9 protein-coding genes are annotated in these 17,632 nt (G+C 62.6%); 7 read left to right on the forward strand and 2 right to left on the reverse strand.

Annotated elements, in window-relative coordinates; all coding sequences use genetic code 11:
- The first annotated feature begins 60 nt into the window (after nucleotides 1-60).
- The 4 genes from aceE to msrA all read left to right on the forward strand — a co-directional run bounded on the left by aceE (nucleotide 61) and on the right by msrA (nucleotide 8,425).
- Entirely contained in the window at nucleotides 61-2,706 is a 2,646-nt protein-coding gene (aceE, locus tag M5B42_RS06450; RefSeq protein WP_248745318.1) for a pyruvate dehydrogenase (acetyl-transferring), homodimeric type, read from the forward strand.
- A gap of 11 nt (nucleotides 2,707-2,717) precedes the next feature.
- Nucleotides 2,718-4,676, forward strand: coding sequence for a dihydrolipoyllysine-residue acetyltransferase (gene aceF / locus M5B42_RS06455; protein ID WP_248745319.1), 1,959 nt, complete (start codon nucleotides 2,718-2,720; stop codon nucleotides 4,674-4,676).
- Between the two features lie 329 nt (nucleotides 4,677-5,005).
- Nucleotides 5,006-7,699 carry a GGDEF and EAL domain-containing protein gene (locus tag M5B42_RS06460; protein ID WP_248745320.1) on the forward strand — a complete coding sequence of 898 codons (2,694 nt, stop codon included), beginning with the start codon at nucleotides 5,006-5,008 and terminating at the stop codon, nucleotides 7,697-7,699.
- 78 nt (nucleotides 7,700-7,777) lie between these two features.
- Entirely contained in the window at nucleotides 7,778-8,425 is a 648-nt protein-coding gene (msrA, locus tag M5B42_RS06465) for a peptide-methionine (S)-S-oxide reductase MsrA (RefSeq protein ID WP_248745321.1), read from the forward strand.
- Nucleotides 8,426-8,590: 165 nt separating this feature from the next.
- Here the strand turns inward: msrA and rlmJ are convergent, their stop codons facing one another.
- Nucleotides 8,591-9,427 (reverse strand): 23S rRNA (adenine(2030)-N(6))-methyltransferase RlmJ, encoded by an 837-nt coding sequence (gene rlmJ, locus M5B42_RS06470; RefSeq protein WP_248745322.1) that lies wholly within the window; start codon nucleotides 9,425-9,427, stop codon nucleotides 8,591-8,593.
- A 151-nt stretch (nucleotides 9,428-9,578) separates the two neighbouring features.
- On the opposite strand from rlmJ, the gene M5B42_RS06475 reads away from it, so the two are divergent.
- Together M5B42_RS06475 and M5B42_RS06480 are read left to right on the forward strand one after the other, a co-directional pair.
- Entirely contained in the window at nucleotides 9,579-10,073 is a 495-nt protein-coding gene (locus M5B42_RS06475) for a DUF2165 domain-containing protein (protein ID WP_248745323.1), read from the forward strand.
- Between the two features lie 169 nt (nucleotides 10,074-10,242).
- Nucleotides 10,243-11,511 carry an O-acetylhomoserine aminocarboxypropyltransferase/cysteine synthase family protein gene (locus M5B42_RS06480; RefSeq protein WP_103498022.1) on the forward strand — a complete coding sequence of 423 codons (1,269 nt, stop codon included), beginning with the start codon at nucleotides 10,243-10,245 and terminating at the stop codon, nucleotides 11,509-11,511.
- A gap of 64 nt (nucleotides 11,512-11,575) precedes the next feature.
- On the opposite strand, the gene putP is transcribed toward M5B42_RS06480, so the two are convergent.
- The gene (gene putP / locus M5B42_RS06485) at nucleotides 11,576-13,060 is read right to left on the reverse strand and encodes a sodium/proline symporter PutP (protein ID WP_248745324.1); all 1,485 of its coding nucleotides are present in this window, start codon (nucleotides 13,058-13,060) and stop codon (nucleotides 11,576-11,578) included.
- Between the two features lie 455 nt (nucleotides 13,061-13,515).
- Here putP and putA point away from each other — a divergent pair, with 455 nt between their 5' ends.
- The gene (gene putA, locus M5B42_RS06490) at nucleotides 13,516-17,469 is read left to right on the forward strand and encodes a trifunctional transcriptional regulator/proline dehydrogenase/L-glutamate gamma-semialdehyde dehydrogenase (RefSeq protein ID WP_248745325.1); all 3,954 of its coding nucleotides are present in this window, start codon (nucleotides 13,516-13,518) and stop codon (nucleotides 17,467-17,469) included.
- Nucleotides 17,470-17,632: the final 163 nt, after the last annotated feature.

The following is a 17,632-nucleotide window of genomic DNA, read 5'->3' on the forward strand; positions in this document are numbered from 1 at the left end:
CAAGGCCAGTCGCAAACTCAGGCAACCGATTCTGGAAGCCTTTCCGCCCTGGAGCAAGCCATGCAAGACCTCGATCCCGTCGAAACCCAGGAATGGCTGGACGCCCTGGAATCGGTTCTCGACAAAGAAGGCGAAGACCGTGCTCACTACCTGATGACCCGTATGGGCGAACTCGCGACCCGCAGCGGCTCGCAACTGCCCTACGCCATCACCACGCCTTACCGCAACACGATTCCCGTCACCCACGAAGCACGCATGCCTGGCGACCTGTTCATGGAACGCCGCATTCGCTCGCTGGTGCGCTGGAACGCGATGGCCATGGTAATGCGCACGAACTTGAAAGATTCTGACCTGGGCGGTCACATCTCCAGCTTCGCCTCCAGCGCCACCCTGTATGACATCGGTTTCAACTACTTCTTCCAGGCCCCGACCGACGAACACGGCGGCGACCTGATCTACTTCCAGGGCCACACCTCGCCAGGCGTCTACGCCCGTGCGTTCATGGAAGGCCGCATCACCGAAGAACAGATGAACAACTTCCGCCAGGAAGTCGACGGTCAGGGCCTCTCGTCCTACCCGCACCCTTGGCTGATGCCGGACTTCTGGCAGTTCCCGACCGTATCCATGGGTCTGGGTCCGATCCAGGCGATCTACCAGGCACGCTTCATGAAGTACCTGGAAGCTCGCGGTTTCATCCCGGAAGGCAAGCAGAAGGTCTGGTGCTTCCTGGGCGACGGCGAGTGCGACGAGCCGGAATCCCTGGGTGCCATCTCCCTGGCCGGCCGCGAGAAGCTGGACAACCTGATCTTCGTCATCAACTGCAACCTGCAGCGCCTCGACGGCCCGGTTCGCGGCAACGGCAAGATCATCCAGGAACTCGAAGGCGTGTTCCGTGGCGCCCAGTGGAACGTCACCAAAGTCATCTGGGGCCGTTTCTGGGACCCACTGCTGGCCAAGGACGTCAACGGCATCCTGCAACGCCGGATGGACGAAGTCATCGACGGCGAGTACCAGAACTACAAGGCCAAAGACGGCGCGTTCGTGCGTGAACACTTCTTCAACTCGCCAGAACTCAAGGCGATGGTTGCCGACCTGTCCGACGATGAGATCTGGAAACTCAACCGTGGCGGCCACGACCCGTACAAGGTCTACGCGGCGTACCACGAAGCGGTCAACCACAAGGAACAACCGACCGTCATCCTGGCCAAGACCATCAAGGGTTATGGCACCGGTGCCGGCGAAGCGAAGAACACCGCGCACAACACCAAGAAGGTCGATGTCGAAAGCCTGAAGCTGTTCCGCGATCGCTTCGACATTCCGGTCAAAGACGACCAGTTGGAAAACCTGCCGTTCTTCAAGCCGGAACCCAACAGCGCCGAAGCCCGCTACCTCAGCGAGCGCCGTACCGCACTGGGCGGTTTCGTGCCACAGCGCCGCGCGCAAAGCTTCAACATCCCGACGCCGCCACTCGATACCCTCAAGGCTATCCTGGACGGCTCGGGCGACCGTGAAATCTCCACCACCATGGCCTTCGTGCGGATCCTCGCGCAGTTGGTCAAGGACAAGGAAATCGGTTCGCGCATCGTCCCGATCATCCCGGACGAGGCCCGTACCTTCGGTATGGAAGGCATGTTCCGTCAGTTGGGCATCTACTCCTCCGTCGGCCAGCTCTACGAGCCAGTCGATAAAGACCAGGTGATGTTCTACAAGGAAGACAAGAAGGGCCAGATTCTCGAAGAAGGCATCAACGAAGCGGGCGCCATGAGCTCCTTCATCGCCGCCGGTACTTCGTACTCCAGCCACAACCAGCCGATGCTGCCGTTCTACATCTTCTACTCGATGTTCGGCTTCCAGCGCATCGGCGACCTGGCCTGGGCCGCCGGCGACAGCCGCACCCGTGGCTTCCTGATCGGCGGTACCGCAGGCAGAACCACGCTGAACGGCGAAGGCCTGCAGCACGAAGACGGTCACAGCCACATCCTCGCGGGCACCATCCCGAACTGCCGTACCTTTGATCCAACCTACGGCTACGAGCTGGCGGTGATCATCCAGGACGGCATGAAGAAGATGACCGAAGAGCAGCAGGACGTTTTCTACTACATCACCGTGATGAACGAGTCCTACCAGCAACCCGCCATGCCGGCCGGTGTTGAAGAGGGCATCATCAAGGGCATGTACCTGCTCGAGGAAGACACCAAGGAAGCGGCCCACCACGTGCAACTGATGGGCTCCGGCACCATCCTGCGCGAAGTGCGTGAAGCGGCGAAGATCCTGCGTGAGCAATTCAACATCGGCGCCGACGTGTGGAGCGTCACCAGCTTCAACGAACTGCGTCGCGACGGCCTCGCCGTGGAGCGCAGCAACCGCCTGCACCCGGGCCAGAAGCCAAAGCTGAGCTACGTCGAAGAATGCCTCAACGGCCGCAAAGGTCCGGTGATCGCCTCTACCGACTACATGAAGTTGTTTGCCGAACAGATTCGTCAGTGGGTCCCATCCAAGGAATTCAAAGTCCTGGGTACCGACGGTTTCGGCCGCAGTGACAGCCGCAAGAAGCTGCGTCACTTCTTCGAAGTCGACCGTCATTTCGTGGTGTTGGCAGCCCTGGAAGCCTTGGCTGACCGTGGTGAGATCGAACCCAAGGTGGTGGCGGACGCCATCGTCAAGTTCGGGATCAACCCGGAAAAACGCAACCCACTGGACTGCTGAGGAGACACCCTGTGAGCGAACTCATTCGCGTACCTGACATCGGCAGCGGTGAAGGTGAAGTAATCGAATTGTTTGTGAAGGTCGGCGACCGCATCAAAGCCGACCAGAGCATCCTGACGCTGGAATCGGACAAGGCGAGCATGGAAGTGCCCGCGCCGAAAGCCGGCATCATCAAGAGCCTGAAAGTGAAGCTGGGCGACCGCCTGAAAGAAGGCGACGAGCTGCTGGAACTGGAAGTCGAAGGTGCCGCTGCTGCGGCGCCTGCGGCTGCACCGGCACCTGTTGCCCAGGCGGCTGCGCCGGTTGCGGCCGCCGCACCAGTTGCCGCTCCGAGCGCCGCACCTGCCGCCGCCTCGGCCCAGCCAGTGCACGTGCCGGACATCGGTTCGTCGGGCAAGGCCCAGATCATCGAGATCTCGGTCAAGGTCGGCGACAGCATCGAAGCTGATCAATCGCTGATCACCCTCGAATCCGACAAGGCCAGCATGGAAATCCCATCGCCGGTCGCCGGTGTCGTGGAAAGCATCAACGTCAAGCTCAACGACGAAGTCGGTACCGGCGACCTGATCCTGGTCCTGAAAGTCGCGGGCGCGGCGTCGGCCGCTGCTCCAGCACCGGCCCAAGCCGCCGCCGCACCTGCTGCCGCTCCGGCGCCAGTGGCTGCACCGGCCGCTCCGGTTGCCGACAGCGTCCAGGACATCCACGTGCCGGATATCGGCTCGGCGGGCAAGGCCAAGATCATCGAAGTCTCGGTCAAGGCCGGCGACACCGTCGAGGTCGATCAATCGCTGATCACCCTCGAATCCGACAAAGCCAGCATGGAAATCCCATCGCCGGCCGCCGGCGTGGTGGAAAGCATTTCCATCAAGCTCGACGACGAAGTCGGTACCGGCGACCTGATCCTCAAGCTGAAGGTCAAGGGCGTTGCCGCGCCAGCCGCTCCTGCTCCAGCGGCTGCACCTGCCGCACCGGCCAAGGCTGAAGCCGCACCTGCTGCTGCGCCGGCTCCAGCCGCTGCCCCGGTAGCCGCTCCGGCCAACCCGGGTGCCAAGGTTCACGCCGGCCCGGCGGTACGCCAACTGGCCCGTGAATTCGGCGTCGAGCTGAACGCGGTCAGCGCCAGCGGCCCCCACGGTCGCATCCTCAAGGAAGACGTGCAGGCCTACGTCAAGGCGATGATGCAGAAAGCCAAGGAAGCACCGGCCGCCGCACCTGCTGGCGCCACCGGCGGTGCCGGCATCCCGCCGATCCCGGTCGTGGACTTCAGCCGCTTCGGCGAAATCGAAGAAGTGCCGATGACCCGCCTGATGCAGGCTGGCGCCGCCAACCTGCACCGCAGCTGGCTGAACGTACCGCACGTGACCCAATTCGACTCGGCGGATATCACCGAACTGGAAGCGTTCCGCGTGGCCCAGAAAGCCGTGGCCGAGAAGGCTGGCGTCAAGCTGACCATCCTGCCGCTGCTGCTCAAGACCTGCGCTCACCTGCTCAAGGAACTGCCGGACTTCAACAGTTCGCTGGCCCCAAGCGGCAAGGCGATCATCCGCAAGAAGTACGTCAACATCGGCTTCGCCGTCGACACGCCGGATGGCCTGCTGGTTCCGGTGATCAAGAACGTCGACCAGAAGAACCTGCTGCAACTCGCCGCCGAAGCGGCTTCCCTGGCTGAAAAAGCCCGGACCAAGAAGCTCTCCGCCGACGACATGCAGGGCGCCTGCTTCACCATTTCCAGCCTCGGGCACATTGGCGGCACCGGCTTCACGCCGATCGTCAACGCGCCGGAAGTGGCGATCCTCGGTGTCTCCAAGGCCACCATCCAGCCGGTCTGGGACGGCAAGGCCTTCCAGCCCAAGCTGATGCTGCCACTGTCGCTGTCCTACGATCACCGGGTGATCAACGGTGCAGCCGCCGCGCGCTTCACCAAGCGCCTGAGCGACCTGCTGGCGGATATCCGCACTATCCTGCTGTAACCGCGAACCCGGTCTCTTCCCTTGAGGAGACCGGGCCCGCGTACCGATTTCCGAGCGCCACGCTCGTACCTCAACCCCGCCAATTGGCGGGGCTTTTTTTGCCTGTTTTCCGGGCAATGCCATAAACGATTCAGCAAACACCGTGCGCCCCTTGAAATAGACGGGTGGCGACGCCCGTTAATTGAAGAAATCCCCTCCTCGGCCGATACATTGAAGGCACGGAGCCACTGTTGTGCTTGTCAGCCTGACCTGCTTAATGCAACCTTGCCCAACACGCCAGAAAAACGGTTTGTACCCAGCGTGACCCGTACTCTTGAAGCGAGCTCTCAATGAAAAGCCAACCGGATGTCGCCAATAGATTGGCGGCCGAGGTAGTAACGCAATTGCCGGTGCCCTCGCGGCTCGGCATGCTGCGTTTCGAACGGCTGAATGAAGCAAGCTGGGCACTGCTGTTTCTCGATCCCAATTGCGAGCGCCAGTTCGGCCAACCGGCCATTGAACTCTGCGCCCTGGTCGGCTCGCCCTATGCCAGCCTGATGGAACCGGAAGCCCGTTACCGGCTGCACGATACCATCCAGCAGCAACTGGTCGACAGCCCGCATTACCTGATTCGCTACACCCTGCACACCACCCAGGGGCCACTGAGCCTGCTGGAAGTCGGTGAAGCCTACAAACAACACAACCGTCACCTGCTGCGCGGCTACCTGCTGGTGGTCGAGGGCCTGCTCGGCCAGGAGCCGAGCTTGCCGGCCGCCGACCTGGAAACCCAGAACAGCCGCCTGCAGATTGCCCTGGAACTGAACCAGCGCGCCCAGCAGGAACAATTGCTCCACCTCGACCGGGTACGCGCCCAGCAGGACCTGATCCTGCGCCTGGCGCGCCAGCGCTACAGCGCCGGCAAGTCCCTGCTCGAAGCCGCCGAACTGATCACCCGCTGCGCCTGCGACATCTACGAGATCGACTGCGCAAGTATCTGGAACCTCGAAGGCAACCGCCTGGTACCGATCTGCTCCTATCACCGTGATCGCCAGCAATACGTGCTGCCGGACATCATCGACGTCAGTGGTTTTCCCGACTACCTCGAAGCCCTGCACACCAGCCGTGCCATCGACGCCCACAATGCCAACCGCGACCCGCGTACCCGGGAAATGGCCGAAAGCCTGCGCCCACGGGACACCAATGCCATGCTCGATGCCAGTATCCGCATCGATGGCCAGGTGGTCGGCGTGCTGTGCCTGGAGCAGACCGGCAAGAGTCGCGCCTGGCAGTCCGATGAGATCGCCTTTGCCGGTGAGCTGGCAGACCAGTTCGCCCAGGTCATCAACAACCACAACCGACGGGCCGCCACCAGCGCCCTGCACCTGTTCCAGCGCGCCGTGGAACAGAGCGCCAACGCCTTCCTGCTGGTCAGCAGCGAAGGCGTGGTGGAATACGTCAACCCCAGCTTCACCGCCATCACCCAGTACAGCACCGAGGAAGTCCACGGCCAGAAGCTCTCCGAGCTGCCAGCCCTGGAGAACCTCAGCGAGCTGCTGTTCGACGCGCCCTCGAGCCTGGCCAAGAGCAATAGCTGGCAAGGCGAGTTCAAGAGCCGACGCAAGAACCTGGAGCCCTACTGGGGCCAGCTGTCGATCTCCAAGGTCTACGGTGACAACCGCGAACTGACCCACTACATCGGCATCTACGAAGACATCACCCAGAGCAAGCTGGCGCAACAGCGCATCGAGCGCCTGGCCTACACCGACAACCTGACCAACCTGGGCAACCGCCCGGCGTTCATCCGCAACCTCGACGAGCGTTTCGCCCGCGACAGCGACTCGCCCATCAGCCTGCTGCTGGTGGACATCGACAACTTCAAGCGGATCAACGACAGCCTCGGCCACCAGACCGGCGACAAACTGCTGATCAGCCTGGCCCGACGCCTGCGCAACAGCCTGAGTCCGAGCGGCAGTCTGGCGCGCTTTGCCAGTAACGAATTCGCGGTGCTGCTGGACGATACCGACCTGGAAACCGGGCAACAGATCGCCAGCCAGCTGCTGACCACCCTCGACAAGCCGATGTTCGTCGACAACCAGCTGATCAGCGTCACCGGCTCCGTGGGCCTGGCCAGCGCACCGCTGCACGGCCGCGACCCACAGACCCTGATGCGCAACGCCGGCCTGGCCCTGCACAAGGCCAAGGCCAACGGCAAGCACCAGGTCCAGGTCTTTACCGAGGCGCTGAACGCAGAGGCCAGCTACAAGCTGTTCGTCGAGAACAACCTGCGCCGGGCCCTGACCCAGAACGAGCTGGACGTGTTCTACCAGCCCAAGCTCTGCCTGCGCAGCGGCCGCCTGCTGGGCATGGAGGCGCTGTTGCGCTGGAACCACCCGGAACGCGGCATGATCCGCCCGGACCAGTTCATCAGCGTCGCCGAAGAAACCGGGCTGATCATCCCGATCGGCAAATGGGTCGCGCGCCAGGCCTGCCGCATGAGCAAGCAACTGACCGCCTCCGGGCTGGGCAAGCTGCAGGTGGCGATCAACCTGTCGCCCAAGCAGTTCTCCGACCCGGACCTGGTGGCCTCCATCGCCAGTATCCTCAAGGAAGAACAGCTGGCGCCGGCCCTGCTGGAGCTTGAGCTGACCGAAGGCCTGCTGCTGGAAGCCACCGAAGACACCCACCAGCAACTCGACCAGTTGAAAAGGCTTGGCCTGACCCTGGCCATGGACGACTTCGGCACCGGCTATTCGTCCCTGAGCTACCTGAAGAAATTCCCGATCGACATCATCAAGATCGATCGCAGCTTCATCCATGAAATCCCGGACAACCAGGACGATATGGAAATCACCTCCGCGGTGATCGCCATGGCCCACAACCTGAAGATCAAGGTGGTGGCCGAAGGGATCGAGACCTACGAGCAACTGACCTTCCTGCGGCGCCACCGTTGCGATGTCGGCCAGGGCTACCTGTTCGACCGGCCGATCCCCGGTCTCGACCTGATCCAGCAGCTCAAACGTTACCCGCGCGGCCCTATGGCCTGACAGCGCTGTAACACTCGGGCACACTGTCGGTCTATCCTACTGTATCGCTTATCCCAACCTGACTGAGAGGACTGTGACATGGTCTTGCGCTCGGAAATACTGGTGAACAAAAACGTGCTCCCAACCAAAGAACAAGCTCTGCCTGGCCGCGAAACCCCGATGAGCGTGCCGGAAAAGCATTTCGTCAACGGCAACCCGCTGCTGGGGCCCTTCCCCGGCAACGTGGAATTCGCGATTTTCGGCCTGGGTTGCTTCTGGGGCGCGGAACGACGCTTCTGGCAACGTGAAGGGGTGTACAGCACCTCGGTGGGTTACGCCGGCGGTTTCACGCCGAACCCGACCTACGAAGAAGTCTGCTCGGGCCTGACCGGCCATAGCGAAGTGGTTCTGGTGGTGTATGAACCGGAAATCGTCAGCTACGAGCAACTGCTCGCGCTGTTCTGGGAACTGCACGATCCGACCCAGGGCATGCGCCAGGGCAACGACATCGGCAGCCAGTACCGCTCGGTGATCTACGCCACCAAACCGGATCAGTTGGAAGCGGCGCTGAAGAGCAAGCAGCTGTACCAGGCCGAACTGAGCAAGGCCGGGCATGGCACTATCACCACGGAAATCGACGAAGCGCCGACCTTCTTCTATGCCGAGGCCTATCACCAGCAGTATCTGGCGAAGAACCCCGAAGGCTATTGCGGGATTCGCGGCACGGGCGTGACCTGCCCGATCTGATTCAGCACCCGGCGTCGGACACAGGTTTTGCGGACACCACAGACCTGTAGGAGCCTGGCTTGCCAGCGAAGAGGCCCTCAAGAGCGCCAAAAGCTTCGCGGGCAAGCTCCGCTCCCACAGGTTCCGATGTGCTCAGAACATCGGGGAAAACCCAAAGCCGCCGACTTACTCGGCAATCAGCCAATCCATCCGCCAATCACCCTGGGTCTGCCCCAGCTTCTGCGCCAGCCACGGCAACAACTCCCGCAGCTCCTCTTCCAGCCCCCACGGCGGATTGGCAATCGCCAGGCCCGAACCGTTCAGGCTCGCCGGCGTATCCAGCGGATGCACCAGCAATTCCACCCGCAGCAATTTCGGCGCACCGCTACCAGCCAGATCCTGATAGAAGCGCTTCAGGGCGCGCTGATCCTTGATCGGATACCAGATCGCCGCCACCGCCTGGCGCATACGCCCGATGGCTTCCTTGAGCGATGCCGCACAGCGCTGCATCTCATCCAGCTGTTCGAACGGCGGATCGATCAGCAGCACCGCACGCTTCTCTGCTACCGGCAGCAAGGCCCGCGCCACATGCCAGCCTTCGCCCAGATGCACCGCCACGCGCCGGTCGCCCTTCATATTGTCCTTGAGCAGCTTGCCGTCTTCCGGGTGCTTCTCGTTGAGCAGGATCCGCTCGCGCTCACGGGTCAGGCGTCGCGCCAGCTCCGGCGAGCCCGGGTAGTAGCGCAATTCGCCATCCGGGTTCATCTCGTGCAGCACACGCATGTAGTCGGCGGTCACCGCCGGCAACGCCTGCTCGCCCCACAAGCGGGCGATCCCCTCCAGGTATTCGCCGGTGCGGCTGGCCTGGTCGCCCTTGAGGTCGTACAGGCCAATGCCGGCGTGACTGTCGATATAGGCGAACGGCTGCTCCTTGCGCGCCATCAGGGCAATCAGGCGGGTCAGGATCAGGTGTTTCAAGACGTCGGCGTGATTGCCGGCGTGGAAGGCGTGACGGTAGTTCATGGCGACTCCTGCGAAGGAGGCGAAGTTTACCTTGTGCCCGGGCGTACGTCAGGTCGCAGCGTACCGGCGGCATCGGAAGTGTCTGACATATTCCTGGGGCCGGGCAGTGATAAGGTCATTTTCCCGCCTATCGGAAAGAAGGATCCGAGCAATGACCAGCCGCTACGCCAAGATCGCCCTCACCCTGGCCCTCGCAGCCTTCGCCTTCATGGTCACGTTCAACAATATCACCGACTACGGTTCCAACTTCGCCTTTGTCCGCCATGTACTGAGCATGGACACCACCTTCCCGGACAATGCCGCGATGTACCGCGCGATCACCACCCCCGCGCTCTGGCACGCCGCCTATTGGCTGATCATCTTCGGCGAAGGCCTGACCGCGGTGCTGCTGGCCCGTGGCGCGTGGTCACTCTGGCAAGCGCGCAAACGCGACGCCGCCAGCTTCGCCCAGGCGAAGCAGTGGGTCATCGGCGGCGCAACCGTCGGCTTCCTGGTCTGGTTCTTCGGTTTCATGGTAGTCGGCGGCGAATGGTTCCTGATGTGGCAATCGCAGACCTGGAATGGCCAGGAGCCGGCCTTCAAGTTCTACATGGCTATCCTCGGGGTGCTGATCTTCGTCAATCAGGCGGACAACGAGCTGGCTTAATCCGGCCACTTGCCGATTGCGCGCCAGTATCGGACACTGGCGCGCCGGTTTGCGGTCCGACCACGGGCGCAGCACCCAAGGTCATTGGCGACTCAGACACACGAGACCATTAAGCGACCGCACCTGCCTGGCAGTGCTCATTAATGGAATTCCACTGAGTCGAGACTTTATGAAAGACGCAACGATTGCGCTCCATCACGGTTTCAAGTCGGACCCGACCACCAAGGCCGTGGCCGTGCCCATCTACCAGAACGTCGCCTTCGAATTCGATAACGCCCAGCACGGCGCCGACCTGTTCAACCTGGATGTCCCGGGCAATATCTACACCCGGATCATGAACCCCACCAACGACGTGCTGGAACAGCGCCTCGCCGCCCTCGAAGGCGGGATCGCCGGGTTGGCGGTGTCCGCCGGCAGCGCCGCGATCCACTACGCGATCCAGACCCTGACCCGCGCCGGCGACAATATCGTCTCCACACCGCAGCTCTACGGCGGTACCTACACCCTCTTCGCCCACCTGCTGCCGAGTTTCGGTGTCGATGTGCGCTTCGCCCGCGACGACTCACCCGAAGCCATCGCCGAACTGATCGACGAGAACACCAAGCTGGTCTATTGCGAAAGTATCGGTAATCCGGCGGGCAATATCGTCGATCTCCAGCGCTTCGCCGAGGTTGCCCATGCCCGCGGCGTACCACTGATGGTCGACAACACCGTGGCGACGCCGATCCTGTGCAAGCCGATCGAGTTTGGTGCCGATATCGTCGTGCACTCGGTGACCAAGTACGTCGGCGGCCACGGCAACTCCCTGGGCGGGGTGATTGTCGATGCCGGCACCTTCCCCTGGGCCGACTACCCGGAAAAATTCCCCGGCCTGAACACCCCGGAGGCCGCCTATCACGGCGTGGTCTACACGGAAAAATTCGGTCCTGCGGCGTTTATCGCCCGAGCCCGCACCGTACCATTGCGCAATACCGGCGCGGCCCTGGCGCCGATGAACGCCTTCCTGCTACTACAAGGCCTGGAAACCCTGGCCTTGCGCATGGAGCGGCATACCGAGAACGCGCTCAAGGTGGCGCAGTTCCTCAAGGCCCACGAGCAAGTGGCCTGGGTCAGTTACGCCGGCCTGCCGGACCACCCGCACCATGAACTGGCGCTCAAATACATGAAGGGCAAGCCTTCGGCGATCCTCTCGTTCGGCCTCAAGGGAGGCTATGCAGCCGGTGTGCGTTTCTACGATGCACTGCAGATCTTCAAGCGCCTGGTGAATATCGGCGACGCCAAGTCCCTGGCCTGCCACCCGGCCTCCACCACCCACCGGCAAATGAACGAGCAAGAGCAGGCCAAGGCCGGCGTGAAACCGGAAATGATCCGCCTGTCCGTTGGCATCGAGGCGATCGAGGATATCCTCGAAGACCTGCAACAAGCGCTACGCGCTTAAAGCAAAACGGCCCGCCTCCAGGGAGACGGGCCGCTAAGCGTTCAGGGCTTCAGCCCATCTTCGATCAGTGCTCCAGGCGGAATTGCTTCTCTGCCGCGTCGAAGCGCCGCAGCATCAGCGCCGAGGGCGTCCCCATCCGGCTGACGATATAGATCGCCAGACTGGCGAAGATAAAGCCTGGAATAATTTCGTACAGCCCCAGCAGATTGAAGTGCTTCCAGACGATCACCGTGATTGCCCCCACCAGAATCCCGGCCAGCGCGCCATTGCGGGTCATGTCCTTCCAGATCACCGAGATCAGCACCACCGGACCGAACGCCGCACCAAAACCGGCCCAGGCGTAGCTCACCAGGCCCAGCACACGGTTTTCCGGATTGGCCGCGAGGGCGATGGCCACCAGTGCCACCAACAACACCATGGCACGACCGACCCAGACCAGCTCGCGCTGGGAAGCCGACTTACGCAGGAAGGTCTTGTAGAAGTCCTCGGTCAGGGCGCTGGAGCACACCAGTAACTGGCAGCTCAAAGTACTCATCACCGCCGCCAGGATCGCCGACAGCAGCACACCCGCAACCCACGGATTGAACAGAATCTTCGCCAACTCGATAAACACCCGCTCATGGTTCTCACCCACGGGGCCAGCCACCTCGGGATGTGCCGAGAAATAGGCAATGCCGAAGAAGCCCACCGCCACGGTGCCGCCCAGGCAGAGGATCATCCAGCTCATGGAGATGCGCCGGGCCTTGGCAATCGACTTGACCGAATCCGCCGCCATGAAGCGCGCCAGGATATGCGGCTGGCCGAAGTAGCCCAGGCCCCAGCCCATCAGCGAGAGAATGCCGACGAAAGTGGTGCCCTTGAGCATGTCGAAGTTGGCCGGATCCTTGGCTTCAATGGCCAGGAAGGTGGTATCGACGCCGCCAGTGGCCAGCAGCACGATGATCGGCGTCAGGATCAGCGCGAAGATCATCAGCGTGGCTTGCACGGTATCGGTCCAGCTGACTGCCAGGAAACCACCAATAAAGGTGTAGGCAATGGTCGCCGCCGCGCCGGCCCACAAGGCCGTTTCGTAGGACATGCCGAAAGTGCTTTCGAACAACCGCGCCCCGGCAACGATGCCCGACGCACAGTAGATGGTGAAGAACACCAGGATCACCACCGCGGCAATGATCCGCAGCAGGCCGCTGTGATCCTCGAAACGACTGGAGAAATAGTCCGGCAGGGTCAGCGCATCGCCATTGTGCTCGGTCTGTACCCGCAGGCGCCCGGCGACGAACAGCCAGTTCAGGTAGGCCCCGACAATCAGGCCGATGGCGATCCAGCTTTCCGACAGCCCCGACAGGTAGATCGCACCGGGCAAACCCATCAGCAACCAGCCGCTCATATCGGAAGCGCCGGCCGACAACGCGGTGACAACGCTGCCAAGGCTGCGGCCGCCGAGAATGTAATCGGAGAGGTTATTGGTCGAGCGATAAGCCATCAGGCCGATCAGCACCATGGCGGCGATATAGATCACGAACGTGATCAGGGTGGGGTTGCTTACACTCATTGAAAAATCCCTGGCATTGTTTTTATTGAGCGACGGTCCGACCGACGCAAAGCATGATGTTTGTCAGACGATTAAACGCAGCAGGCATTTATGACCGATATTTCCTCAGGAAAATCGCCAGCCACGACCTACCGCACGTAGGAGGTTGCACTGCGGCGGCGAATGCTATTCAACAAACCGAATAAGGTGCAACCCATTTCGCCCGAATAAGTTGCACCTATTGAATTTTGCGTATTTTCCGACGATTTCCCGCCCTTTTTCAGTGCGAGAAATGCCCCTGCCCCCCGGAAAACCCCGGACTGAAGGCGCCAAGTACAAGTGGGAAAATAATTCCTGATCTGCCGCCGTTTTTTCCTGCAAAAAAAGGGTTGCACCCGGTTGCACCTCGATCGAGCCAGCGCTACTCTTTCCGCCAGCTGATGCCACGCCATCGTGGTAACCATGAGGATAAGAAAATGGCTACGACCACCCTTGGGGTCAAACTCGACGACCCGACCCGTGAGCGCCTGAAGGCCGCGGCCCACTCGATTGACCGCACCCCCCATTGGCTGATCAAGCAAGCCATTTTCAACTACCTGGAAAAGCTCGAGAGCGGTGCAACCCCGGGTGAAATCAACGGTTCGTCCCGTGGCGACGCCGATGACAGCGGTGACGTTCCGAGCGACCACGCCCATCAGTGCTTCCTCGAATTCGCCGAAAGCATCCTCCCGCAATCGGTACTGCGCGCCGCCATTACCGCCGCCTACCGCCGTCCGGAGCCGGAAGTGGTGCCGATGCTGCTGGAGCAGGCACGCCTGCCGGCAGCCATGGCCGACGCCACCCACAAGCTCGCCGCCTCGATTGCCGAAAAACTGCGCAACCAGAAGAGCGCCGGCGGCCGTGCCGGGATTGTTCAGGGCCTGTTGCAGGAGTTCTCCCTGTCGTCCCAGGAAGGCGTGGCGCTGATGTGCCTGGCCGAAGCCCTGCTGCGTATCCCGGACAAAGGTACCCGCGACGCGCTGATCCGCGACAAGATCAGCACCGGCAACTGGCAACCGCACCTGGGCAACAGCCCGTCGCTGTTCGTCAATGCCGCCACCTGGGGCCTGCTGCTGACCGGCAAGCTGGTCGCCACCCATAACGAAACCGGCCTGACCTCGTCCCTGAGCCGCATCATCGGCAAGAGCGGCGAACCGATGATCCGCAAGGGCGTCGACATGGCCATGCGCCTGATGGGCGAACAGTTCGTCACCGGCGAAACCATCGCCGAAGCCCTGGCCAACGCCAGCCGCTTCGAAGCCAAGGGCTTCCGCTATTCCTACGACATGCTCGGCGAAGCGGCCCTGACCGAGCACGACGCGCAGAAATACCTGGCGTCCTACGAGCAGGCCATCCACTCCATCGGCAAGGCTTCCCACGGTCGCGGCATCTACGAAGGCCCGGGCATCTCGATCAAGCTGTCGGCCCTGCACCCGCGCTACAGCCGCGCCCAGTACGAACGGGTGATGGACGAGCTGTACCCGCGCCTGCTGGCACTGACCCTGCTGGCCAAGCAATACGATATCGGCCTGAATATCGACGCCGAAGAGGCCGACCGCCTCGAACTGTCCCTCGACCTGCTCGAACGCCTGTGCTTCGAACCGCAGCTGAGCGGCTGGAACGGCATCGGCTTCGTGATCCAGGCCTACCAGAAACGCTGCCCCTATGTGATCGACTACGTCATCGACCTGGCCCGTCGCAGCCGCCATCGCCTGATGATCCGCCTGGTCAAGGGCGCGTACTGGGACAGCGAGATCAAGCGCGCCCAGGTCGAAGGCCTGGAGGGCTATCCGGTCTACACCCGCAAGGTCTACACCGACGTTTCCTACATTGCCTGCGCACGCAAGCTGCTGTCGGTACCGGAAGTCATCTACCCGCAGTTCGCCACCCACAACGCCCACACTCTGTCGGCCATCTACCATATCGCCGGGCAGAACTATTACCCGGGCCAGTACGAATTCCAGTGCCTCCACGGCATGGGCGAACCACTGTACGAACAGGTAGTAGGCAAGGTTTCCGAAGGCAAGCTGAACCGTCCGTGCCGGGTGTATGCGCCGGTCGGCACCCATGAAACCCTGCTGGCCTACCTGGTCCGTCGCCTGCTGGAAAACGGCGCCAACACCTCCTTCGTCAACCGTATCGCCGACCAGTCCATCTCGATCCAGGAGCTGGTGGCCGATCCGGTGGCCAGCATCGAGCAGATGGCGACCCTGGAAGGCGGCTTCGGCCTGCCACACCCGCGTATTCCGCTGCCGCGTGACCTTTACGGTCGTGACCGGGCCAACTCCGCCGGCATCGACATGGCCAACGAGCATCGCCTGGCATCGCTTTCCTGCGCCCTGCTGGCCAGCGCCCACAATGACTGGAAAGCCGTGCCGCTGCTGGGCTGTGTCGCCAGCAGCGAAACCCCGGTGCCAGTGCTCAACCCATCGGACCATCGCGACCTGGTCGGTTATGTCCAGGAAGCCACTGCCGAAGATGCCGACAATGCGATCCAGTGCGCCCTGAACGCCGCGCCGATCTGGCAGGCTACCCCGCCCACCGAACGGGCGGCCATCCTGGAACGCGCCGCCGACCTGATGGAAGGCGAGATCCAGCTGCTGATGGGCCTGCTGGTCCGCGAAGCCGGCAAGACCTTCGCCAACGCCATCGCCGAAGTCCGTGAAGCCGTGGACTTCCTGCGTTACTACGCGGTGCAGGCGCGCAACGATTTCAGCAACGACGCCCACCGCCCGCTGGGCCCGGTGGTCTGCATCAGCCCGTGGAACTTCCCGCTGGCGATCTTCAGCGGCCAGGTGGCTGCAGCATTGGCGGCCGGTAACCCGGTACTCGCCAAGCCCGCCGAACAGACCCCGCTGATCGCCGCCCAGGCCGTGCGCCTGCTGCTCGAAGCCGGGATTCCCGAAGGCGTGGTGCAACTGCTGCCAGGCCGCGGTGAAACCGTCGGCGCACGGCTGGTGGGCGATGAGCGGGTCAAGGGGGTGATGTTCACCGGTTCCACCGAAGTGGCGCGCCTGCTGCAACGCAATGTCGCCGGTCGCCTGGATACCCAGGGCCGACCGATTCCGCTGATCGCCGAAACCGGCGGGCAGAACGCGATGATCGTCGACTCCTCGGCGCTGACCGAACAGGTGGTGATCGACGTCGTGTCCTCGGCCTTCGACAGCGCCGGCCAACGTTGCTCAGCCCTGCGTGTACTGTGCCTGCAGGAAGATTCCGCCGACCGCGTGATCGAAATGCTCAAGGGCGCCATGGCCGAATGCCGCCTGGGCAACCCGGAACGCCTGTCGGTGGATATCGGTCCGGTGATCGATGCCGAAGCCAAGGCCGGTATCGAGAAACATATCCAGGCCATGCGCGACAAAGGCCGCACCGTCTATCAGGTGGCCATCGCCGAAGGCGAGGAATGCAAGCGCGGCACCTTCGTGATGCCGACCCTGATCGAACTGGAAAGCCTCGACGAACTGCAGCGGGAGATCTTCGGCCCGGTGCTGCACGTGGTGCGCTACAAGCGCAAGGATATCGACCAGTTGATCGCCCAGATCAATGCCTCCGGCTACGGCCTGACCCTCGGCGTACACACCCGCATCGACGAGACCATTGCCAAGGTGATCGACAATGTCCACGCCGGTAACGTCTATGTGAACCGCAATATCGTCGGCGCCGTGGTCGGCGTGCAACCATTCGGTGGCGAAGGCTTGTCGGGCACCGGGCCGAAAGCCGGTGGGCCGCTGTACCTGTATCGCCTGCTGTCGACCCGGCCAACGGATGCCATCGAACAGTCCTTTGCTCGGGGCGACGCCCTGGCCGCACCGGATCTGCGTCTGCGCGAAGCTTTGTTCAAGCCGCTCCACGCCCTGCAGGCCTGGGCCGAGAGCCAGAAGCTGGCGGACCTCGATGCGCTGTGCGCGGCCTTTGCGGCGCAGTCGCAAAGCGGGATTACCCGAGTGCTCAACGGCCCGACCGGCGAGCGCAACAGCTACGCCATCCTGCCTCGCGAGCATGTGCTGTGCCTGGCGGACATCGAAGGCGACCTGCTGACGCAACTGGCGGCGGTATTGGCCGTGGGCGGCTCGGCGGTCTGGCCGGAAGGCGAATCGGCCAAGGCGCTCTACGGGCGCTTGCCGAAAGAAGTGCAGGCGCGCATCCAGCGCGTGGCCGACTGGACCAAGGACGAGGTGCTGTTCGACGCGGTGCTGCATCACGGCCATTCCGACCAGTTGCGCGGGGTCTGCCAGCAGATTGCCCAACGTAGCGGCGCGATTGTCGGTGTGCACGGTTTGTCCCAGGGCGAAACCGGCATTGCACTGGAGCGCCTGGTGATCGAGCGGGCGTTGAGCGTCAACACCGCGGCGGCGGGCGGTAACGCCAGCTTGATGACCATCGGTTAAGCCGGGCGGAAGGTCTGGCTCCGCAATGGGTGCCAGGCCTGACGACTTCACCCAGCGGAAAATCGCCTTCGCGGGCAAGCCCTGCTCCTACAGTCCTGTGTCGTACACAAAATCAGAGGATGACAAAAAACTGTAGGAGCAGGGCTTGCCCGCGAATAGGCCG

Origin of the sequence: Pseudomonas sp. MWU12-2037 (assembly GCF_023242345.1) — a bacterium.
GTDB lineage: Bacteria > Pseudomonadota > Gammaproteobacteria > Pseudomonadales > Pseudomonadaceae > Aquipseudomonas > Aquipseudomonas gingeri_D.